This is a genomic window from Gordonia insulae (genome assembly GCF_003855095.1).
Taxonomy (GTDB): domain Bacteria; phylum Actinomycetota; class Actinomycetes; order Mycobacteriales; family Mycobacteriaceae; genus Gordonia; species Gordonia insulae.
On the sequence record NZ_CP033972.1, the window covers coordinates 4,219,533 to 4,241,792 of the forward strand.

The window sequence follows — 22,260 nt, forward strand, 5'->3', positions numbered from 1 at the left end:
GACCGTTCGGGTCAGGCGTCGGGCCGCGTGTCCGATCGGTCCTCGACGTCGCCGCCGTCGGCGGGATTGTCGAACGTCACGGCGATGTCCTGGAAGCCCTTGCTGCGCTGGGCCTGTGCCTGCGCCGAGTAGGCCGCCTCGTCCCCCGCGGTGAGGTGGACATTGTCGGTGAACGGCGTCAACAGCGAGCGGGGGAAGAGTTTGTTCACGCGAACCGCGTTGAACTCCAGGCACATCACGATCATGATCGCCGCGATGTAGAGGAAGGCCAACAGGCCCAGCACGACCGCGAACACGCCGTTGGTTGCGCTGGCATTGCCGATCACATGCTGCACGTAGACGCTGCCGAAAGTCTGCAGTACCTGCCACCCGACGGCGGCGGCGAGGGCACCCGGCAGGACCTCTCGGATCGTCACCGCACGCGCCGTCCCGATCCGGAATGCGATCACGAACACTGCCGTGTTCAGGACAACCGAGCCGACCAGGGCCAGCAGGCGGCCGTCGGTGCCGAGGTCGATCGCGGCGGCGAAACCGTTGATGACCGTCAGGCCGATGACCGCGGTGCCGACCGTGGACAGCAGCAGGAGACCACGTCCGCGCGCACGGATCGGGTCCGGGCGTTCGTTGCGCGGGACCGCCCAGACCGTGTTCATCGCGTTCTGCGCGGCAACGGCCACGCCCAGACCGCCGTACAGCGAACCGAGCACGCCGATCGTGATCGCCGTGGCGCCACCACTGAGCTGATCCGGTTCGCCCAGTTGATCGCCGATCACCGGGATCTGACTGAGTGCCGAGTCGATGATCCGTTCCTGCAGGTCCGGGTTGTCGGCGAGCACGATGCCGAGCACGGTGGAGAACAGCAGGAGCAGGGGGAAGAGGGAGATGAAGGCGTAGTACGCCATCAGCGCGGCGAGATACGCACCCTGATCGTCGACGAACTTGTAGACCACGGCGAGGGGGAACCCGGTTGCCGGATGCTTGCGCTGGAAGGAATCTATCCGCTCGGCAACCGACATCAGCGTGCCTCCCGTTGTCGGTGTGCCTGCTCCCACCCGAGGTCTGGTGCGTGGGCCCCGACCGCTGTGTGGGTGCTGATTCTATCCCGGCATGGGTCGAACGGTCAGGAGGCGGAGCGCTGCGCGTGCACGACGACGTCGTGCGTATGTGCACCACCGCCGGCGGCCACCCCGCGCTCGCGTGTCTCGTCGGTGATCACCGTCCACGAGTCGTCGAGCACGGCCACGACGTCCCCGGGCTGGAAGTAGTCGTCGGGGTTACGCCCGTGGGCGCGAATACCTTCCGCCTCGTGCGAGACGACAAGCAGATGCCCGCCAGGACCCACGGAGTCGAGGATCCGGTGCAGGGTGGCGTCGTCGGAGCGCGCGATCGGGAAGTACTGCAGTGAGACGAGGCCGAAGTCGCGACCGGGCACCTCGTCCTCGGAGAGGTCGGCCCGCAGCCATGAGATGGCCTCGCGGGTGTCGGTCTCGCGGGCGCGGTCGATGGCGACCTGGGAGATGTCGACGGCCGTCACCTGCCACCCCTGGTCCGCGAGCCAGCGGGCGTCCGCACCCTCGCCGGACCCGACGTCGAGGGCCGTGCCCGGTGTGAGATCGGCGGCCTCGGCGACCAGGGCGGGATTGACGTCGGCGGTCCAGAGGCGGTCGGCGCTGCGGTAACGCTCGTCCCATTCGGCGGCACCGTCGAAATCGCCGCCGCTCGCTCCGCTCCCTGGTGTGTGGTCGCTCATGAAACCGACGCTACCTGTCGTACCTCCGTGCGAACATATGTTCTATGCGAATCGAGCGGAAGGAGCGGCCGGCGGCGACGATTCTGCATGCCGACCTGGACTCCTTCTATGCCTCGGTCGAGCAGCGGGACAACCCCGAACTGCGCGGCCGACCGGTCATCGTCGGCGGTGGCGTGGTGCTGGCCGCCAGTTACGAGGCCAAGGCGTTCGGTGTACGCACGCCGATGCCGGGGCGCGAGGCGCGGGCATTGTGTCCGGGCGCGATCGAGGTGCCGGCACGCTTCGACGCCTACATGGACGCCAGTCGCGCGGTGTTCGAGATCTTCCACGACATCACGCCGGCGGTGGAGGGCATCTCCGTCGACGAGGCGTTCCTCGACGTCGGCGGGTTGCGGCGGATCAGCGGTTCGCCGGTCGAGGTCGCGACGATGCTGCGTGAGCGGGTGGCGACCGAGGTCGGTCTGCCGATCTCGGTCGGCATCGCGCGCACCAAGTTCCTCGCGAAGGTCGCCAGCGCGGTCGGCAAACCCGACGGTCTGCTGGAGGTCCCGCCCGGCACCGAACTGGACTTCCTCCATCCCCTGCCGGTGCGGCGGCTCTGGGGTGTCGGGGCGGTCACCGAGGCGAAACTGGCCGACGCGGGCATCGCAACGGTGGGTGACCTCGCCTCCTTCGGCGAACACGGACTCTCGAACCTGCTGGGCCGTGGGTCGGGCCGGCACCTCTACGCGTTGTCGATGGCGCGGGATCCGCGACGGGTGGAAACCGGTCGTCGACGCCGGTCGATCGGGTCGCAGCGGGCGCTCGGTCGACGTGTGAAGAGCGAGGCCGATCTGGAGGCGACGGTGGTGGCCATCGTCGAGCGGCTCGGCAAACGACTCCGTGGAGCCGAACGTATCTGTCGCACAGTGATTCTGCGGCTCCGATTCGACGACTTCACGCGCGCGACGCGCTCACGGTCCTTTCTCGAGTCCACCGATCGCACCGACATCATCATGGCCGTCGCGCGTGGTCTGCTCGACGACGCGATGCCGTTGATCCGCGATCGGGGCTGCACTCTGATCGGGTTGTCGCTGACCAACCTCGACGACCACGACAACGTCCAGCTCGCTCTCCCCTTCGAAGCCGATCGCGGCGCCGAACTCGACATCGCGATGGATCAGCTGCGCAACCGCTTCGGCCGGGACGCGGTCACGCGCGCGGTTCTGGTCGGGCGGCACCACGGTGACGATGCGCCGATGCTCCCGGACTGATGCATCGACCCGCCGCGCGCCCGTGCCCCCTCGGGTGGGTCGGTCGCGGGTTGTGCGCGTGAGTAAAACGTGCAAAAGACGACTAATGAGCACAAGCGTGACTGTGACCTGCATTACCCGAAGACTGCGTCTGTAACGGCCACTACGCCCTGACGGGGCGATGCCCACGGTCGTTCCCCACACGCAGAAAAGAGCACGCCAATGTTGGTAGCACTCGGCCTCGGGATGGTGGCCACCTTCATGTTCCTGATCATCACGAAACGGGCGACCCCGGTGGTCGCCCTGATCCTGGTGCCGGTGGCGTTCGGTCTGTTCGCCGGGGCCGGCCTCGACATCAGCGACATGATCACCGACGGCATCAAGGAACTCGCCCCCACGGCGGCGATGCTGTTCTTCGCGATCATCTTCTTCGGCATCATGATCGACGTCGGGCTCTTCGACCCGATCGTCCGCTTCGTCGTGCGGATGGTCGGCAACGACCCGGCGCGACTGGTTGTCGGCACCGCGGTGCTGGCGATGATCGTCTCCCTCGACGGTGACGGCTCGACGACCTTCATCATCACGACCGCCGCGCTGCTCCCGCTGTATCTGAAGCTGGGGGTGAGCCCGGTCGTCCTGACCGTGGCCGCCGGTCTGGCGAACGGGACCATGAACATCGTGCCGTGGGGCGGGCCGACCGCCCGCGCCGCCAGCGCCCTGAAGATCGACACCAACGCCGTGTTCCTGCCGATGGTCCCCGCCCTGATCGCCGGACTCGTCGTGGTGCTCGTGTTCAGCTTCCATCTGGGCGTCCTGGAGCGCCGCCGCATCGGCCGTATCGAGATCAAGGAATCCCTGCTCATGCCGCGCGAAGAGGTGCTGGTGGCCGCCGGTGGCGGTGGGGGCACCGGTACTCCGCCGAAGTCGCGTCGATTCGGGCGTGGGTCGAGCGGAACCGGTTCGGCCGCCACCGGTTCGGCCGGCTCGGATTCTGACGATGACACCTCGACCCGGGACTTCCCGGTCGGCGACTACGACCCGAACGAACTCAACGAGGAGGGCGAGACCACCTTCACCGGTGTGCTGGACCCGAACCGATCGACCTTGCGTCCCAAGCTGTTCTGGGTCAACGCAGGCCTGACCGTCGGACTGCTCGCGCTGCTCGGCCTGAACGTCCTCGCCATCCCGGTGCTGTTCATGATTGCCGCCGGAATCGCGCTGGCCATCAATTTCCCGCACATCAAGGAGCAGCAGGAGGCGATCACCCGACACTCGTCGAGCATCGTGTCGGTGGTCGCCATGGTGCTCGCCGCGGCCGTCCTCACCGGAGTGTTCAGCGGGACCGGCATGGTCGACGCGATCGCGCATTGGCTCTCGTCCGGCATCCCGGACTGGATGGGTCCGCACATGGCGGTGGTGATCGGTGTCCTGTCCATCCCGCTGACCTTCCTGATGAGCAACGACGCCTTCTACTACGGCGTGCTGCCGGTGCTGTCGGAGACCGCGACCCGCTACGGTATCGATCCCGCCGAGATGGCCCGCGCCTCGATCACCGGCCAGCCGTTCCACATGCAGAGCCCCCTCGTGCCGGCGATCCTGCTGCTCGTCGCACTGGCCGGGGTGAGCCTGGCGGATCATCACAAGAAGGTGCTGTGGCGAGCGGCCGCGGTCTCGATCGTGATGCTGGTCGTCGGCTGCCTCGTCGGTGCGATCCCGTTCTGACCTGAGCACCCGACGCCCGGCATAGGCTGACCGCATGCGATTGCGAACGCAGGTTCTCCTCCTGCAACTCGCCGTCATCGCGGTCAGCCTCGCCGTCGGTTTCGGGCTGGTGATCTCCGGCGCCGACGATCGCGTCCGCGACGAATACGCACAGCGGGCGCTCGCCATCGCGCAGTCGGTCGCCGCCGACAGCCAGGTCCAGACCGAGGTCGCGCTGCACCAGGGCGACGACCTCGACGCCGCGGAACTCGCCGGCGGGCCGCTCCAGGCGGAGGCCACCGCCGTGCAGCGACGCACCGGTGCGTTGTTCGTGGTCATCGGCAACGCGCTCGGCCGGCGGCTGGCCCATCCCGAACCGGCCGAGCTCGCCAAGGTGGTCTCCACCGATCCGTCGAATGCGTTGGCCGGCAACGAGGAAGTGACCACCGACCGCGGCACCCTGGGCGAGTCGGTGCGTGCCAAGGTCCCGGTGCTCGACGGCGCGCGTGTCGTCGGTTTCGTCAGCGTCGGCGTCTCGACGGAGCGTCTGGCCTCCGAGACGCGCCGGGACACCCTCACCACCATCCTGATCGCGCTCGCCGCACTCGGCGTCGGCGCCGTCGGGTCGGCATTGCTGGCGCGGCGATGGCGGCGCCTCACCCTGGGTCTCGAGCCGGACGAACTCACCGAACTCGTGCGGGAACAGGGCGCGGTGCTGCACTCCATGGCCGACGGCGTCCTCGCCGTGGACAGCACCGGGATCGTCCGCGTCGCCAACGACACCGCGCTCCGCCTGCTCGACATCGCCGACCCGGTGGGCCGGACCGTCGACGACCTCGATCTCACCCCACGCATCCGCAGCGTGCTCGATCGGCCGGTCGCCGAGCCCATCGCCGCCACCGTCGGTGACCGGGTGGTGCTGGTGAGTTCGCATACCGTGGAGGCCGATGGTCGTGATCTGGGCATGGTGATGTCGGTGATCGACCGCACCGATGTCGAACGTCTCACCCGGGAGGTGGATTCGATCCGGGCGATGAGTACCGCACTGCGCGCGCACCGGCACGAGAACGCGAACCGGATGCACGTGCTCGCCGGCCTGCTGCGACACGGTCACTCCGACGAGGCGATCGCCTATCTCGACGAACTGACCGGCTCCGGCCCCAGCAACTTTCGGCTCGAGGGCCTCGACAACGTCGGGGAGCCGCACCTGCAGGCCTTTCTCGACGCGAAGGCCGCACACGCCCGCGAGCGGGGCGTGACGTTGCGGCTCGGCGATCAGACGTGGGTGCAGGGCGCCCTGCGCGATCCGGTCGTGGTGACCACGGTGCTCGGCAACCTCGTCGACAACGCGATCGACGCGAGCGCCCCGGAGTCCCCGGAGGCCGGTCACGACCAGCCCTCAGTCGAGGTCGAGCTGCTCACCGACGGCGACGACATGTTCCTCACGGTCACCGATTCCGGTCCCGGTATCGCATTCGCCGACCCCGGGCGGGTCTTCGACGAAGGGGTGACCACCAAGGTCGATCCGGGGGTGCCCGGCGGCCGGGGCATGGGGCTGTCGCTGTCGCGGCAGATCGCCCGGCGCATCGGCGGAGACATCTGGGTCGCCGATGCGCGCGGGCCGGCCGGGGCGGTCCTCGTCGCGCGCCTGCCGTCGGTGTTGCAGGCCGAGACGCCGACGCCCGCCGGAGGTGACGCCCCGTGACCGACGACCTCGGTGTCCTCATCGTCGACGACGACTTCCGGGTCGCGGCCCTGCACGCCACCATCGTCGACGCGGTCCGCGGGTTCCGGGTGATCGCGCGGGCGGGCAGCATCGCGGCCGCCCGGAGCGCCGTCGGCGATCATCCCGGCATCGACCTCGCGCTCCTCGACGTCTACCTGCCGGACGGTTCGGGAATCGACCTCGTTGCCGAATTGCCCTGCGACGCATTCATCGTCGGCGCCGAGACGGACGCCTCGGCGGTGCGCAGGGCGATGCGCGCGGGAGCTCTGGCGTATCTGATCAAGCCGTTCGACGACACCGAACTCGCGCGCCGCCTCGCCGGTTACGCCCAGTATCGGCGAGTCCTCGCCGCCGACAACGTCGATCAGCACGCCGTCGACTCGGCCCTGTCGGCGCTGCGATTCGGCACCCGCGGATCGGACCGGCCGGACGCCGGCTCGCACACCGAACAACGCATCCTCGAGCTCTTCACCTCCAGTGACGGACCTCTGTTCGCCGACCAGGTCTCCGAGGCCGTCGGCGTCTCGGCGGCGACTGCGCGACGTCACCTCGCGCACCTGGTGTCGTCTGGTCGGCTGCGGATGTCGCTGCAATACGGGACGACCGGCCGGCCGAGGCAGGAGTACCGGTTGCCGGGCTGACCACGACGTCGTGCTGGTGCAGTCGGTCGCGTAGGAGGTCGCCGAGTTCGGCATCACCGTCAACGTATGGGCGCATCCGATCGGCCGAACGCGGCGCGGAGTCCGGGCCGGGCACGGTAGAACTGAACAGGAGGAAGTGTCCGACGAATCGGAGTGTGCCGAAGGAGTCGAGATGACCGACGTCCGATCAACGACAACAGGGGCGAGCGAAGCGACGGGAAAGACAACAGGGGTTAGCGAAGCGACGGGGAAGGTCACCGGAGCCGCCTACGCCGCCCACGAGCTCGACGCGGACCTGAGATGGTGGGCCGCGGCGAACTACCTCACTGTGGCGCAGATCTACCTGCAGGACAACGTGTTACTGCGCGAGCCGCTCACCGCCGAGCACATCAAGCCGCGCCTGCTCGGCCACTGGGGCACCAGCCCGGGATTGTCCGCGATCTATTCCGTGCTCAATCGCGTGATCCGCGAGACCGATTCGCGATGGCTCTATGTCACCGGGCCCGGTCACGGCGGGCCGGCGCTGGTGGCCAACGTCTATCTCGAGGGCACCTACACCGAGATCTATCCGCATGTCTCACGTGATGCGCGCGGGGTGGCGAAGCTGTGCCGTCAGTTCTCCACTCCCGGTGGTATTCCCAGCCATGTGAGCGTCCAGACGCCGGGCAGTATCCACGAGGGTGGCGAACTCGGCTACGCCCTGGTGCATGCGGCAGGTGCGGCCTTTGATCACCCGGAGCTCGTCGTCGCATGTGTCGTCGGCGACGGTGAGGCGGAGACCGGTCCGCTGTCCGCATCGTGGAAGATCCCGGCCTTCCTCAATGCCGCCCGGGACGGCGCCGTGTTGCCGATCCTGCATCTGAACGGGGCCAAGATCGCGGGTCCGACGGTGCTCGGTCGCAGCACCGACACCGAGGTCGCGGACTACCTCGGCGGGCAGGGTTGGGCGCCGATCTTTGTCGAGGGCGACGACCCGCGGGCGGTGTTCGCCGATCTGAAGTCGGCGATCGATCAGTCGTACAACAGGATTCGCGATCTCCAGACCGCCGCGCGGGACACCGGCCCGACGGTCAACACCCGGTGGCCGGCGATCGTCCTGCGTACTCCGAAGGGCTGGACCGGACCGCATGAGGTCGATGGGCAGCTCATCGAGGGCACGCACTGGGCGCATCAGGTACCGCTGTCCGGCGTGCGGGAGAACCCCGATCACCTCCGCATCCTGGAGGAGTGGCTGCGCTCGTACCGGCCGGACGAGATCTTCGACGACGCCGGCGCGGTGGTCGCGGGCATCACCGCGCTCGCCCCCGAGGGTGACCGCCGGTTGGGTGCGACACCGTACGCGAACGGTGGCCGCCTGTTGACGCCGCTGAAGCTACCGCCGATCGCGCGATACGCCCTCGACATCGACAACCCCGGCGCCACGGTGCATGAGACCACGAGGGTCCTCGGCGAGTACATGCGCGACATCTACACCGACAACAGCGCACCCGCAGGCGAGGATGCCCATGGGGGCGGGTCGTTCCGATTGTTCAGTCCGGACGAGACGTCGAGCAACCGCCTCGGTGCGGTGTTCGAGGTGACCGACAGATGTTGGCAGCTGCCGACAACCGAGTTCGACGACAATCTCTCGCAGTCCGGGCGGGTCATGGAGGTGCTGAGCGAGCATCTCTGTCAAGGCTGGCTGGAGGGCTATCTCCTCAGTGGACGACACGGACTGTTCGCCACCTACGAGGCGTTCGCGATGGTCAGTGCGTCGATGGTCATCCAGCACACCAAGTGGCTGCAGCACGCGACGACGCTGGATTGGCGCGAGCCGGTCGCCTCCCTGAACATCCTGCTGACCTCCACGTGCTGGCGCAACGATCACAACGGATTCTCGCACCAGGGGCCAGGACTGATCGACTGCGTGCTGCCGCTGGCCCCCGACGTCGTCCGGATCTGGCTGCCGCCGGACTCGAACTCGCTGTTGTCCATCGCCGAGCACTGCTTCCGCAGTCGCAATCACGTGAACCTGCTCGTCGTCGACAAGCAGCCGCACCTCCAGTACCTGACGTTGGCGGAGGCCAACGACCAGGCGGCGGCCGGTGCGTCGATCTGGGCGTGGGCGGGCACCGAAGGCGACAGTGTCGACGATCCCGACGTCGTGTTGGTCGGCGCCGGTGACGTACCGACCCAGGAGATCCTCGCGGCGGCACAGATCCTGCGCGAGTGGGTGCCGTATCTCCGGGTACGGGTGGTCAACGTCATGGACCTGATGGCGTTGCTGCCGCAGGCCGATCATCCGCACGGGATGACCGACGACGACTTCGCGGACCTCTTCACCGAGACCGGGCATGTCATCTTCGCGTTTCACGGCTACCCCGAGCGGTGCACCAGTTGCTGCACGGGCGGCCCGACGCCGATCGGTTCCACGTGCGGGGATTCTCCGAGCAGGGCACCACCACGACACCGTTCGACATGGTGGTACTCAACAAGATGAGTCGCTATCACCTGGTGCTGGAGGCGCTCCGACGAGCGCGACGGGTACCGGAGCGCAGCGACGAACTCGTCGAGTACTGCCAGCGGCAGCTCGCCCGTCACCACGACCACGTCCGCGAACACTTCGAAGACCTTCCGGAGATCCGGGACTGGACCTGGGCGTAGCCCCGCGGCGTCCCCGGCATCCCCGGCCGGGAATGCTGCGACCCCCGGGATTGTCGTTCATCATCGAACCCGGCCGCCGACAACGGCGATGCCGGCGCGGAGGGGGTGTCGCTCGGTGGTGGTGAATGCGCGAAGGTTGAGCGAATGGCTCCGCACCGAATCCGGTAGCGCCGCACTGCTCGTGGCCGTCACGATCGTGGCGCTCCTCTGGGCGAACTCGGCGATCGGCGACTCCTACACGGAGTTGTGGCACACCGAGCTGGGCATCGTGTTCGGCGAACACGACTTCGAGATGTCGCTGCACCACTGGATCAACGACGGCCTGATGGTGGTGTTCTTCTTCGTCATCGGTCTCGAGGTCCGGCAGGAGTTCGCGGTCGGTTCCCTGCGTGACCGTCGGCGGGCCATGGTCCCCCTGGTCGCCGGGGTGATCGGGGTGATCGTGCCCGCCGCGATCTACCTGGCCATCGCCGGTCGCGACGCCGTCGACGGGTGGGGCGTGGTGGTCGGCACCGACACCGCATTCCTCCTGGGCGCGCTGGCGATCGTCGGCCCGCGGATGTCGAACCAGCTGCGCATATTCCTGTTGACGCTCACGGTCGTCGACGATTTCCTCGCCGTCTCCATCATCGGCGTCGTCTACACCGAGGATCTGCAGATCGTCCCGCTGCTCATCGCGGTGGCCGGTCTGGTCGGCCTCTGGCTGCTGTCGCGCACGTCGGAGTGGCGCAGTGCGCCCTATGTCATCCTCGTCATCGTCGTGTGGGCGGCCACGCTCGCGTCCGGGGTGCACCCGTCGCTGGCCGGGATGGCCGCGGGTCTGCTGGTGCCGGCGCGCCCGACCGAGCGAGGGCATGTCGAATCGGCGAAGACCCTCTTCCGCGACTACTGGCAGTCGCCGCAGGCCACCGTCGCGCGGACCGCGCGGCGCGGGCTGGCCCGATCGATCTCGGTCAACCAGCGCCTGCACGACGTGCTGCGTGCGCCGGTATCGCTGTTCGTCGTGCCGGTGTTCGCGCTCGCCAATGCCGGCATCTACCTGGGCGGCGGTGTCCTCGGCGAGGCGTTCACCTCGACCATCACCTGGGGTGTCATCGTCGGTCTCGTCATCGGGAAGTTCGCGGGCATCGGACTCGGCACCTGGTTGGCCATCCGCGCCGGCCTCGGTCGGCTGCCCGACGGGGTCGGGCCGGGCAGTGTGCTCGGCGGTGCCGCACTGTCGGGGATCGGGTTCACCGTGTCCCTGCTGATCATCGGTCTCGCCTTCACCGACGGTGACGACGCCGCGAAGGCGACCGTCGGTGTGCTCGCCGCGATGGTGCTGGCGACTGCGCTGGGCTGGACGATCTTCTCCCGGGCCCGGGTGAAGTGGGGCGAGACGTCGGCGGATCTGCCGGTCACCCTCGACCCGCCGGTCGATGTGACGTCCGATCACATCCGCGGCCCGGCCGATGCACCGCTGACCGTGGTCGAGTTCATGGATTTCGAATGCCCGTTCTGTGCCCGGACCACCGGCATGTGGAAGGACGTGCACGCACACTTCGGCGACCGGGTCCGCTACATCGTGCGACACCTGCCGATCCACGAATATCACCCGCACGCCTTCCTGGCGGCGACCGCGGCGGAGGCCGCGGCGCGGCAGGGCAAGTTCTGGGAGATGCACGACATCCTCTTCGCGAACCAGGCCGAGTTGGAGGCCGAACACCTGCTGGCCTACGCCGAACAGCTCGAGCTGGACATGAACCGGTTCGTCATCGATCTGGAGAGCGAAGAGGTGGCGACCCTCATCGTGGCGAACGAGGAGAGTGCCAACGTGAGCGGTGCGCGTGGCACACCCACGTTCTTCCTGAACGGCCGGCGTCACCGTGGCCCACACGACGCGCGCACATTGATCGCGGCGCTGGAAGCGGGTTCGGAGACGGAGTCGGCTGCGCGTCGGCGGTCGTGACCGATCGGAGCATCGTGGACCAGGGGAGATCGCTATTGTGTCTGCCATGACGATGAACGTGGACGCCACCAATCCGGATCTGGTGACCGTCGGAGTGCCGACCCACTGGTACAACCTCGCGGCCGAGCTCGACGTGCCGATCCCGCCGCACCTGCACCCGGGTACCAAGGAGCCCGTCGGGCCGGAGGACCTCGTCGCGCTGTTCCCGGCCGGTCTGATCGCCCAGGAGGTGTCCACCGAGCCGTACATCGAGATCCCTGATCCGGTGCGCGAGATCTACCGGATGTGGCGGCCGTCCCCGCTGATCCGTGCCCGCCGCTTCGAGGAGGCGCTGAACACCAAGGCGCGGATCTACGTCAAGTACGAGGGTGTCAGCCCGGTCGGCAGTCACAAGACCAACTCGGCGGTGGCGCAGGCCTACTACAACAGCATCGACGGTGTGCGGAAGCTGACCACGGAAACCGGCGCCGGGCAATGGGGTAGCGCGTTGGCGTTCGCGGGCGCACAGTTCGGCATCGACATCGAGGTCTGGCAGGTGCGGGCCTCCTACGACTCGAAGCCCTACCGCGGACATCTGATCCGCACCTATGGGGGCACCCTGCACCCGTCGCCGTCGGACCTCACCGAGTCCGGCCGGGCGATGCTCGCGAAGAACCCCGACACCACCGGCAGCCTGGGCATGGCCGTCAGTGAGGCCGTCGAGGTCGCCGCGGGTGATCCGGACACGAGGTATGCGCTCGGCAGCGTGCTCAATCACGTTGTGTTGCATCAGAGTGTGATCGGTGTGGAGGCCGTCGATCAGCTCAACGCCGTCGAGCCCGGCGGCGCCGACGTCGTGTTCGGCTGCGCCGGTGGCGGTTCCAATCTCGCGGGGCTCTCGTTCCCGTTCCTGCGGGAGAAGATCCACGGCCGGTCGAACCCGCGGGTCGTCGCGGCCGAACCGGCGGCGTGCCCGTCGATCACCGAGGGCGAGTACCGCTACGACCACGGTGACGTCGCCGGCCTGACGCCGCTGCTCAAGATGCACACGCTCGGTATGGATTTCGTGCCCGACCCCATCCACGCCGGCGGGTTGCGCTACCACGGCATGGCGCCGGCGCTGAGCCACACGGTGGAACTCGGGCTCGTGCAGGGTGTCGCGATCAGCCAGCACGACGCGTTCTCGGCGGGCGTGCAGTTCGCGCGCACCCAGGGCATCGTGCCGGCGCCGGAGTCCACCCACGCCATCGCTGCCTGCGCAGCCCATGTGGCCGACAGCGACAAGGAGGAGGTCGTGGTGATCGGCTTGTCCGGACACGGACAGCTCGACCTACCGGCATATGCGGAGTTCCTCGACGGGAAGTTCTGAGCGTCAGCAGGATTCGGTGGAGCGGTGAACCGGTGATGCGGACAGCAGGCGTCGACCTGGCCGCGTCGCCGCGGCTGACCGCCGTCGCGGTGATCGAGTGGTCGGATCGTGCCGCGCGCCTGGTCGAGCTGGCGATACCCGCCGACGATGCGCGGATCGCGGAACTGGTCGTCGATGCGGAGAAGGTCGGCATCGACGCTCCGTTCGGCTGGCCGGATGCGTTCGTGGATTTCGTCGTCGCACAGCATCGGGGGGAGCTCGGGACCGGACGGTCGCTCGACGACATCGAGCAGCGCCGTCCACTGGCGTACCGCCGGACCGACCGGGTCGTCGTGGAGAACGGGTGGGGTCGTCCGCTCAGTGTGTCCGCCGACCAGATCGCCCACGTCGCGTTCCGGGCGGCCGGGCTGATCGCGGATCTGGGGGTCGTCGATCGCGTCACCGGCTGGACGGTGGAAGCGTATCCGGCTGCGGCACTGAAGAAATGGGGGCTGACGTCACGCGGATACAAGGGTGTTGCGCGACGTGCGGTGCTGGCGGCGTCGTATGACGCACTGGTCCGGCGCGCACCATGGCTCGACCTCACCGGGCATCGCGAGCTGCTCGTCGCCGATGACAACGCGTTCGACGCTGTCATCACCGCCCTCATCGCTCGTGCAGCCGTCTTGGGGAAGACCGCGCTGCCCGGTCGCGCCGACCGGTCCGTCGCCGCGCGTGAGGGATGGATTCACGTGCCCGACTGCGCACTCGACGAGCTGGTGACTAGCTGAGGTCGAGCCGCATCAGCACGCGTGGGAAGCCGTTGAGCACCGACGTCGTGTCGGCCGCTTTGCTGAATCCGGCCGCTTCGAACAACTTTCGCGTGCCCACGTAGGCCATGGTCAGGTCGACTTTCTCGCCCTGGTTGTCCACCGGGTAGCCCTCCACAGCGGGTGCGCCGTTGTCGCGGGCGAAGTCGACCGCGCCCGCCAGCAACGGATGCGAGATCCCCTGTTTTCGATGGCCCGGGCGGATGCGGATGCACCACACCGACCACACATCGAGATCGTCGACGTGCGGGATCCTGCGGTTGCCGGCGAACGTGGTGTCCGCGCGCGGGGCGACGGCCGCCCAGCCGACAACCTCGTCCCCGTCGTAGGCCAGAACACCCGGCGGCGGCTTCCGCCGACACAGCTTCTTCACGAACTCCCCGCGCTCCTCGCGAGCGAGTTGCTGGTTCAGCTTGTTCGGGATGCGATAGCTCAGACACCAGCAGACGTTGGCGTCGGGACGTTTCGGCCCGACCATGGTGCGGACATCGGCGAACCGCGTCGCCGGGCGGACCTCGATCGCCATGTGATCAACCATGGCCGACGGGCACCGGATCGGCAAGGCCGTCGACACCCGTCGGCCGCGGCGTCACGAGCGGAAGAACTCGAGAAGATCCGCGTTGATCGTTGCCGCCTCGGTGGTCGGCATGCCGTGGGGGAAGCCCGGGTAGGTCTTGAGTGTGCTGTTGGGCAGCAACTCCGCCGACCGCAAACCGGTGTTCTGGTACGGGACCACCTGGTCGTCCTCGCCGTGCAACACGAGCGTCGGGATGGTGATCTTCTGCAGGTCGTCGGTGAAGTCGGTCTGGGAGAACGCGACGACGCCGTCGTAGTGGGCCTTGGCGCCACCCATCATCCCCTGCCGCCACCAGTTGGCGATGATGCCCTCGGACGGCTCGGCGCCGTCGCGGTTGTAGCCGTAGAAGGGGCCCTCGGCGAAGGTGCGGAAGAAGTCGGCTCGGCCGCTCGCGACCTGTGCCTGGATGCCGTCGAAGACCTCCTTGGGAAGCCCGCCCGGATTGGCGTCGGTCTGGACCATCAACGGGGGAACCGAGCTGATGAGTACCGCCTTGGCCGCGCGATCCTGGCCGTGCTGTGCGAGGTAGTGGGCCACCTCGCCGCCGCCGGTCGAATGGCCGACATGGATGGCGTCCGACAGGTCGAGATGCTCGACCACGGCAGCGAGATCGGCAGCGTAATGGTCCATGTCGTGACCGTCGGCCACCTGTGCCGAGCGCCCGTGTCCGCGACGATCGTGGGCGACCACCCGGTAGCCCTCGCCGAGGAAGAACATCATCTGCGTGTCCCAGTCGTCGGACGAGAGCGGCCACCCGTGACTGAAGACGATGGGCTGCCCGCTGCCCCAGTCCTTGTAGAAGATCTCGACGCCGTCGGAGGTGGTGATTGTGGGCATGGGCGGTGCTCCTTAGATAGGTTTCGCCAGTGATCGGACGGTCGGCTGCCGCGCGTGGTGTACCAGGTCGCAACCGGCCACTTCAGTCTGCCGCGTGCGGTGCCGGTCCGGTCCCACTTCGCGCGCCAGGAATACCCCGATTTGCGACACCCGGCGAGGCGCGATGCGGGTGGGGGGTCAGACCGCGATCGGTCCGGTGGTGGTGAAGCGCTGCTGGTATTTCCGGGGCGAGATCCCGATCCGGGCGACGAACGCCCGGCGCATCACCTCGGCGCTGCTGTAACCGGCGGCCTGCGCGGCCTGGGCGACGCCGAATCCGGTGTTCAGGCGGTCGCAAGCCACCTCGAAACGCGTGGTCGCGACGTAGCCGGCCGGTGTGGTGGCGAGTTCGTCCCGGAACAGACGCGTCAGGTGTCGGGCGCTGACGTTCGCATGCTCCGCGAGGCTGCTGACCGTGTGCGGCAACCGTGGGTTGCCGCGGATGTGATCGGTGACCTTGCGTACCACGCTGCTCCGGGCGATCGGTCCCTGCAACGACGCCGAGAACTGGGACTGGCCGCCGCCGCGCTGCATGTAGACGAGTAGACCCTGTGCGGTGCGCCGCGCGACCTCGGCACCGTGGTCCTCCTCCACCAGGGCCAGACTCAGGTCGATGCCCGCGACCACCCCGGCCGAGCTGTAGACATCGCCGTCGCGGACGAAGATGGCGTCGTCGTCGACCGTTATCGTGGGGTAGCGGTGCGCCAGGTCGGCGGTGAACTTCCAATGCGTGGTCGCGACGCGACCGTCGAGGAGTCCCGCCTCGGCGAGGACGAACGAGCCGGTGCACACCGACGCCAGTCGGCGTGTGCGCGTGGACAGGTCGAGGACCGCCTCGATGAGTTCGGCGGTCAGGAACTTCGGCGGCGCGAGCTCGCTGCCCGCGACCAGGACGGTGTCGAAGCGGCCGGAACCCGCCACAGGCTCGGTACCCAATCGTGCGTGGACCGACGTCATCACATCGCCGCCACCGGGGGACAGCACCACGACCTCGTAGTCGCCGGCGTGCTGGTTGGCTTCCACGAAGACCTCTGCGGGGCCGGAGAAGTCGAGCAATTTCACTCCGTCGAACACCACGATGCCGATGCGCCGCAGTGACGGCACCGCAGAGAGACCAGCAGGCTTCATTCCGCTCAATCTAATCTGCGGTGAGCGTGTCTGCCGTGATCGGGATGCGACGTCGATCGGTAGGGTGTCGACATGAGCGCGGGCGATCCGACACAACCGCAGGTCACCATCGTCGAGGTGGCGCCTCGTGACGGTCTGCAGAACGAGAAGGTGGCACTGTCCACCGCGCAGAAACTCGAACTGGTGGAGCGCGCGGTTCGCTTCGGTGCCCAGCACATCGAGGTCACGAGCTTCGTACATCCCAAGAAGGTGCCGGCCATGGCCGACGCCGAGGACCTGGTCGGTCTGCTGCCGGCTGACGACGGGGTGGCCTACAGCGCGCTGGTGCTCAACGAACGCGGACTCGACCGTGCGCTCGCGGCGGGCGTGACCGAGATCAACGCCGTCGTGCACTGCACCGATACCTTCAGCGGCCGTAACCAGGGCACCGACGTCGACGGGGGTGTGGCCATCTGGCATCGCATCGCCCGCACCGCGCGCGAAGCCGGCGTCACGGCGAATCTGACGATCGCCGTGGCGTTCGGCTGTCCGTTCGAGGGAGAGGTCCCGGTCGATCGACTGCGCACCGTTCTCGACCGGGTACTCGAGGAGCCGCCGACCGAGCTGTCGCTGGCCGACACCATCGGCGTCGCGGTACCGAAGGACGTGCGCGCGCGCTTCGCCCTGGCGGCCGAGCGGACCCCGGATGGCACGGCATTGCGCGCCCATTTTCACGACACCCGCAGCTGCGGGATCGGCAACGCGCTCGCCGCGGTCGAATCAGGCGTCACCATCCTCGACGCGAGCCTCGGCGGTATCGGCGGCTGCCCCTTCGCGCCGAACGCCACCGGCAACATCGCCACCGAGGACCTCGCCTATGCGCTGGACCGCACCGGGATCTCACACGGCCTGGACGCGGCCGCGTTGCAGGCGTCCGGGGAGTGGCTCGAGGGCATCTTCGGGCGTCGACTGCCTGCCATGGTCCTGCATGCGGGTGGGTTTCCGGCGACGCAGTCGGTGGCGTAACGGAACCGATTCCGCCGCGAGACGTGTTGCCACCAGGACATTCAGGACCGACCAGGTGGCGTAACACAAAGTAAAACGCCAAGGGGTCATCTGCTTGGCACGATGGCGACATGTTGCTGATGACGCCGCAGGCGCCCGCCGCACGCAAGGGCATGACCTGGATTCCCGGTGGCACCTACTGGATGGGCTCGGACGACTTCTATCCCGAAGAGCGACCCGTCCACCAGGTGGCCGTCGACGGCTTCTGGATCGACACGCACCCGGTGACGGTCGCGCAGTTCCGCCGCTTCGTGAAGGACACCGGCTACGTCACGACCGCGGAGCGGCAGCCCTCCGCCGCCGACTTTCCCGATGCCGATCCCGATCTGCTCGTCGCCGGCTCGATGGTGTTCACACCGCCGAACGTCCCGGTCCCGCTCGACGACTACCGCCGATGGTGGTCATATGTGCCGCAGGCGGATTGGCGGCATCCCGAAGGCCAGGGCAGCAACGTCGGCGAACGCAATCATCATCCGGTGACCCATGTCTCCTACCTCGACGCGTGCGCCTACGCCGACTGGGCAGGCAAAGTCATCCCGACCGAGGCGGAGTGGGAGTTCGCGGCGCGCGGTGGACTGGACCGCAAGCGCTACGTCTGGGGCGATCACGACGAGCCCAACGGTCGGCCGGGTGGCAACGTGTGGCAAGGTCAATTCCCTTGGGAGAACCTCGAAGAGGACGGTTACGCGAGGACTTCTCCGGTCGGGCGGTTTCGGCCCAATGGCTATGGGTTGTTCGACATGGCCGGGAATGTATGGGAATGGACCTGCGACAATCACACCGCCAGCCACGCCGACAGCGACAAGAACATCGCACCGGCGAGCAGTTGCTGCATACCACGTAATCCTGTGCAGCAGAGCGCTTCTGCGGACGATGAGGTCGATGCGCGGCGTGTCGTCAAGGGCGGCTCGCATCTGTGCGCGCCGAACTACTGCAATCGATACCGCCCGGCGGCCCGGCAGGGCCATGCCGACGACGCATCCACCGGTCACATCGGATTCCGCTGCATCGTCCGAGAAGGCGATGCACGATGACCATGACGGACGATACCGAGATCGCATACGGCGCAGACTCGATAACAGTTCTCGAAGGTCTGGATGTCGTCCGCAAACGACCGGGGATGTACATCGGGTCCACCAGTAGCCGTGGGCTGCACCACATGTTGTGGGAGGTCATCGACAACGGTGTTGACGAGGCGATGGCCGGGCACGCGACGACGGTGGCGGTGCGGCTGCTCGCCGACGGCGGCGCCGAGGTCTCGGACAATGGTCGTGGAATCCCGGTGGCCATGCACGCCAGCGGAATACCCACGATCGACGTCGTCATGACGCAACTCCACGCCGGCGGGAAGTTCGATGCCGAGGGCGGCGCGTACGCGGTGTCCGGGGGCCTGCATGGCGTGGGCGTCTCCGTGGTGAACGCGTTGTCGACGCGGCTCGAGGTCGACGTTACGCGGGACGGATACCGCTGGTTCCAGCGATACGATCGGTCGATCCCGGGTGTGCTGCAGCGTGGCGAGCCGGCAGAAGACACCGGCACGACAGTCCGATTCTGGCCGGACGCCGAGATCTTCGAGACGACCGACCTCGATGTCGAGAAGGTCGCGCGTCGCCTCCGCGAGATGGCCTTCCTCAACAACGGACTGGAGATCACTCTCGTCGATGATCGGATCGACGCCGACGCTCAGCGCTTCCACTACCCCGGTGGCCTGAACGACTATGTTGCGCACATCAACCGGACCAAGGAGGCGCTTCATACGACGGTGATCGGATTCTCAGGCCACGGAGCGGGTTACGAGGTCGAGATCGCCCTGCAGTGGAGCACCGGCTACGCCGAGTCGGTACACACCTTCGCCAACACCATCAACACACCTGAGGGTGGGGTGCACGAGGAGGGCTTCCGCGCCGCCCTCACTGCGGTGGTCAACCGCTATGCGCGATCCCTGAAAGTGCTGAAGGAGAAGGACACCAATCTGTCCGGCGACGACATCCGCGAGGGACTCGCGGCGGTGGTCTCGGTCAAAGTGGCCGACCCGCAGTTCGAAGGCCAGACCAAGACCAGACTGGGCAACAGTGAGATCCGGTCGTTCGTCCAGCGCGTGTGTCACCAGCATCTGGCCGAGTGGTTCGACGCCAACCCCGCGCAAGGCAAGGCCATCGTCAGCAAGGCCGCGTCGTCCGCGCAGGCGCGGATCGCGGCGCGGAGGGCACGTGAACTGGTTCGACGCAAGACTGCCGGCAGTCTCGGCGGCCTTCCCGGGAAGCTCGCCGATTGTCGGAGCAGCGATCCCGAGAAGGGCGAGATCTTCATAGTCGAGGGCGATTCCGCCGGGGGCAGTGCCAAATCCGGCCGCGATTCGATGTATCAGGCGATCCTGCCCATCCGCGGGAAGATCATCAACGTAGAGAAGGCGCGCATCGACCGCGTGCTGAAGAACACCGAGGTCCAGTCGATCATCACCGCGTTCGGCACCGGGATTCGTGACGAGTTCGATCTCGCCAAGCTGCGCTACCACAAGATCGTGTTGATGGCCGACGCCGACGTCGACGGTCAGCACATCTCCACCCTGCTGCTGACCCTGCTGTTCCGGTACATGCGTCCGCTCATCGAGCACGGTCACGTCTATCTCGCCCAGCCGCCGCTGTACAAGATCAAATGGCAGAGGGGAGAGCCGGAGTACGCCTATTCCGACCGCGACCGCGATCGATTGCTCGCCGCCGGACGGGCCGCCGGCCGTCGGGTGGACGTGGACAGTGGAATCCAGCGATACAAAGGCCTGGGCGAGATGAGTGCGACCGAGCTGTGGGAGACGACCATGGATCCGGACGCGCGGGTACTGCGGCGATTGACGCTGACCGATGCCGCCATCGCCGACGAGCTGTTCTCGATCCTCATGGGCGAGGACGTCGAGGCGAGGCGCAGCTTCATCACCCGCAACGCCGGTGACGAGCGGTTCCTCGACGTGTGATGCGCCCGGCGCCCTGCAGGCTGGTCGAGTAGCGAGGCGCCTTCCCCTCCGGTGGTCGAGTAGCTTGCGAGACGCCAGCTTACCGCTGGTCGAGTAGGTCGCGAGGCGCTGGCCGAGGGCGTATCGAGGCCACACCCGCCTCCGCTGGTCGAGTAGGTCGCGAGGTGAAGTACCCCAGGTTTAGTTCCGTCATCTGTAGGAGGATGGAGCCATGCCACGTCAGTATCCGCCGGAGTTCCGGCAGAAGTCTGTGCGCATGTTGGAGACGGCGTTGGAGGCCGACGCCGAGCTCTCGGAATTCGAGGCAATCCGTCAAGTTGCGGCCAAGCAGCAGGTGGCCGAGGAAACGCTGCGCCGGTGGCGCCGTAAAGCCCAGATCGACGCCGGGCAGCGGGCCGGCACCAGCAGCGAGGAGCACGCCGAGATCCGGCGGCTGAAGAAGGAAGTCGCCGAACTGCGGCGGACCAACGAGTTACTCAAGTCGGCGAGCGCGTTTTTCGCCTCGGAGCTCGACCGGACCACGACGAGATGATCGCGTTCATCGACAAGTTTCGCGATCAGTTCGGGGTCGAGTTCATCTGCCGCACCCTGCGCGCGGCAGGCGTGGTGTTCCTCACCTCGCGAGGATATCGGGCAGCGAAATCCCGCGCCGCGTCGGCACGTTCGATTCGCGATACCGAACTCGTGGCGGTGGTCAAGCAGGTCCACAGCGACAACTATGCGGTGTACGGGGTCAAGAAGGTGCACGCCGAACTGCGCCGCAAGGGTCATGTGGTCGGCCGTGAGCAGACCCGCCGACTGATGCGGTGCGCCGGGGTGCGCGGGGTGCAGCGTTCGAAGAAAGTGTTCACCACCCGCGCGGACCCAGCCGCTGCGGTTCCGGAGGATCGGGTCAAGCGCACTTTTGTTGCCACACAACCGAATCAGCTGTGGGTCGTGGACATCACCTATGTGCGGACCTGGCAGGGATTCGCCTATGTCGCGTTCGTCACCGACGTCTGTACCCGCAAGATCATGGGCTGGCACGTCGCCTCGTCGATGCGGACTGAGGACCTTCCCCTTCCGGCGTTCGATCACGCTGTGTGGCAGGCGAATACCAATCTATCCGGGTTGACCCATCATTCCGACCACGGGTCGCAATACCTATCGCTGGCCTATACCGACCGACTGATCGAGTTGGGAATCACACCGTCAGTAGGGACCGTCGGGGACTCCTACGACAACGCGCTGGCCGAAAGCGTGAACTCGGCCTACAAGACCGAGCTGATCCGCCAGCGTGGTCCCTGGCGCACCGTGGAGCAGGTCGAGTTGGCCACTCTCGAATACGTGTGGTGGTACAACAACCAACGCCTGCACGAAGCCCTCGGCTACGTTCCCCCAGCCGAGTACGAGGCCACCTTGACCGGGGCCTCACACCCCAGCGAGCCAGCCGACCCGGCCCTCGCAACCACATAGGAACTAAACCTGGGGTACTTCAACCGGACACGGCGGATACGGCCATCCACCACCGGGAGCACTGACCTACGCCCCATCGCAGCGGTTACGCCGATACATCCTGTACACGGATCTGACCTGTCGATACCCGTGGTGCAGCAGACCCTCCCACGACTGCGAGTTGGATCATCTCGTCAAGTTCCACCACGCCGACCCCCGGGCCGGTGGGTGGACCGTGCACGCCAACCTGGCACCGATCTGCACACCCGATCACCACCGCAAACACCTCGGAATCTGGCTACCCACCATGCACACCGACCGCACCATCACCTGGCACCACCCGACCACCGGACAGGAAGTGATCACCCACCCACGATGATAGGTGGCGTTTCACCCCACCTTGCGCCATCCCATAGCCGCTGGCCAGCCGTTTGA

At 67.3% G+C, this 22,260-nt stretch carries 17 protein-coding genes, 1 pseudogene and 1 other annotated feature; of the genes and pseudogenes, 13 read left to right on the plus strand and 5 right to left on the minus strand.

What is annotated here, in order from left to right:
• Positions 1–11: 11 nt before the first annotated feature.
• Positions 12–1,016, minus strand: coding sequence for a YihY/virulence factor BrkB family protein (locus D7316_RS19195; protein WP_124709683.1), 1,005 nt, complete (start codon positions 1,014–1,016; stop codon positions 12–14).
• 104 nt (positions 1,017–1,120) lie between these two features.
• On the minus strand, positions 1,121–1,750 hold the full coding sequence (locus tag D7316_RS19200) for a class I SAM-dependent methyltransferase (RefSeq protein WP_124709684.1): 630 nt from the start codon (positions 1,748–1,750) through the stop codon (positions 1,121–1,123).
• A 44-nt stretch (positions 1,751–1,794) separates the two neighbouring features.
• Here D7316_RS19200 and dinB point away from each other — a divergent pair, with 44 nt between their 5' ends.
• From dinB to D7316_RS19240, 8 genes and pseudogenes are all read left to right on the plus strand, one after another.
• Positions 1,795–3,003: a DNA polymerase IV gene (dinB, locus tag D7316_RS19205; protein ID WP_124709685.1), complete on the plus strand. Its 1,209-nt coding sequence runs from the start codon at positions 1,795–1,797 to the stop codon at positions 3,001–3,003.
• A gap of 201 nt (positions 3,004–3,204) precedes the next feature.
• Complete coding sequence (locus D7316_RS19210; protein ID WP_124709686.1) at positions 3,205–4,704, plus strand: CitMHS family transporter; 1,500 nt, start codon at positions 3,205–3,207, stop codon at positions 4,702–4,704.
• 34 nt (positions 4,705–4,738) lie between these two features.
• Positions 4,739–6,388 carry a sensor histidine kinase gene (locus tag D7316_RS19215; RefSeq protein ID WP_124709687.1) on the plus strand — a complete coding sequence of 550 codons (1,650 nt, stop codon included), beginning with the start codon at positions 4,739–4,741 and terminating at the stop codon, positions 6,386–6,388.
• Positions 6,385–7,050 (plus strand): response regulator, encoded by a 666-nt coding sequence (locus D7316_RS19220; RefSeq protein ID WP_124709688.1) that lies wholly within the window; start codon positions 6,385–6,387, stop codon positions 7,048–7,050. Before D7316_RS19215 ends, D7316_RS19220 begins: the two co-directional genes overlap by 4 nt.
• Before the next feature lie 295 nt (positions 7,051–7,345).
• Positions 7,346–9,693: pseudogene (locus D7316_RS19225) on the plus strand (phosphoketolase family protein).
• A 136-nt stretch (positions 9,694–9,829) separates the two neighbouring features.
• A complete protein-coding gene (nhaA, locus tag D7316_RS19230; RefSeq protein ID WP_232016981.1) occupies positions 9,830–11,641 on the plus strand; it encodes a Na+/H+ antiporter NhaA in 1,812 nt (603 codons plus the stop codon).
• A 46-nt stretch (positions 11,642–11,687) separates the two neighbouring features.
• Positions 11,688–12,989 (plus strand): TrpB-like pyridoxal phosphate-dependent enzyme, encoded by a 1,302-nt coding sequence (locus tag D7316_RS19235; RefSeq protein ID WP_124709690.1) that lies wholly within the window; start codon positions 11,688–11,690, stop codon positions 12,987–12,989.
• A gap of 35 nt (positions 12,990–13,024) precedes the next feature.
• Positions 13,025–13,759 (plus strand): DUF429 domain-containing protein, encoded by a 735-nt coding sequence (locus D7316_RS19240; RefSeq protein WP_197718378.1) that lies wholly within the window; start codon positions 13,025–13,027, stop codon positions 13,757–13,759.
• Here the strand turns inward: D7316_RS19240 and D7316_RS19245 are convergent.
• The 3 genes from D7316_RS19245 to D7316_RS19255 all read right to left on the minus strand — a co-directional run bounded on the left by D7316_RS19245 (position 13,752) and on the right by D7316_RS19255 (position 16,379).
• Entirely contained in the window at positions 13,752–14,324 is a 573-nt protein-coding gene (locus tag D7316_RS19245) for a GNAT family N-acetyltransferase (protein ID WP_124709692.1), read from the minus strand. The two genes, D7316_RS19240 and D7316_RS19245, sit on opposite strands and share 8 nt — an antisense overlap.
• 63 nt (positions 14,325–14,387) lie before the next feature.
• Positions 14,388–15,212 carry an alpha/beta fold hydrolase gene (locus tag D7316_RS19250; RefSeq protein ID WP_124709693.1) on the minus strand — a complete coding sequence of 275 codons (825 nt, stop codon included), beginning with the start codon at positions 15,210–15,212 and terminating at the stop codon, positions 14,388–14,390.
• A gap of 177 nt (positions 15,213–15,389) precedes the next feature.
• Positions 15,390–16,379 (minus strand): GlxA family transcriptional regulator, encoded by a 990-nt coding sequence (locus tag D7316_RS19255; protein WP_197718267.1) that lies wholly within the window; start codon positions 16,377–16,379, stop codon positions 15,390–15,392.
• Positions 16,380–16,451: 72 nt separating this feature from the next.
• Here D7316_RS19255 and D7316_RS19260 point away from each other — a divergent pair, with 72 nt between their 5' ends.
• From D7316_RS19260 to D7316_RS27275, 5 genes are all read left to right on the plus strand, one after another.
• A complete protein-coding gene (locus D7316_RS19260) occupies positions 16,452–17,384 on the plus strand; it encodes a hydroxymethylglutaryl-CoA lyase (RefSeq protein ID WP_124709694.1) in 933 nt (310 codons plus the stop codon).
• A 110-nt stretch (positions 17,385–17,494) separates the two neighbouring features.
• The gene (locus D7316_RS19265; protein WP_408610025.1) at positions 17,495–18,457 is read left to right on the plus strand and encodes a formylglycine-generating enzyme family protein; all 963 of its coding nucleotides are present in this window, start codon (positions 17,495–17,497) and stop codon (positions 18,455–18,457) included.
• Complete coding sequence (gene gyrB, locus D7316_RS19270) at positions 18,454–20,391, plus strand: DNA topoisomerase (ATP-hydrolyzing) subunit B (RefSeq protein ID WP_124709695.1); 1,938 nt, start codon at positions 18,454–18,456, stop codon at positions 20,389–20,391. The genes D7316_RS19265 and gyrB overlap by 4 nt, the downstream gene beginning before the upstream one ends.
• Positions 20,392–20,602: 211 nt before the next feature.
• A protein-coding gene (locus D7316_RS19275) for an IS3 family transposase (protein WP_408609970.1) occupies positions 20,603–21,846 on the plus strand; the annotation gives its coding sequence in 2 pieces (ribosomal slippage) (positions 20,603–20,888 and positions 20,888–21,846; 1,245 coding nt in all).
• Positions 20,881–20,982: a sequence feature (AL1L pseudoknot), on the plus strand. (Overlaps the previous gene by 102 nt.)
• Positions 21,847–22,006: 160 nt before the next feature.
• A complete protein-coding gene (locus tag D7316_RS27275; RefSeq protein WP_197718268.1) occupies positions 22,007–22,204 on the plus strand; it encodes a hypothetical protein in 198 nt (65 codons plus the stop codon).
• Positions 22,205–22,260 lie beyond the last annotated feature (56 nt).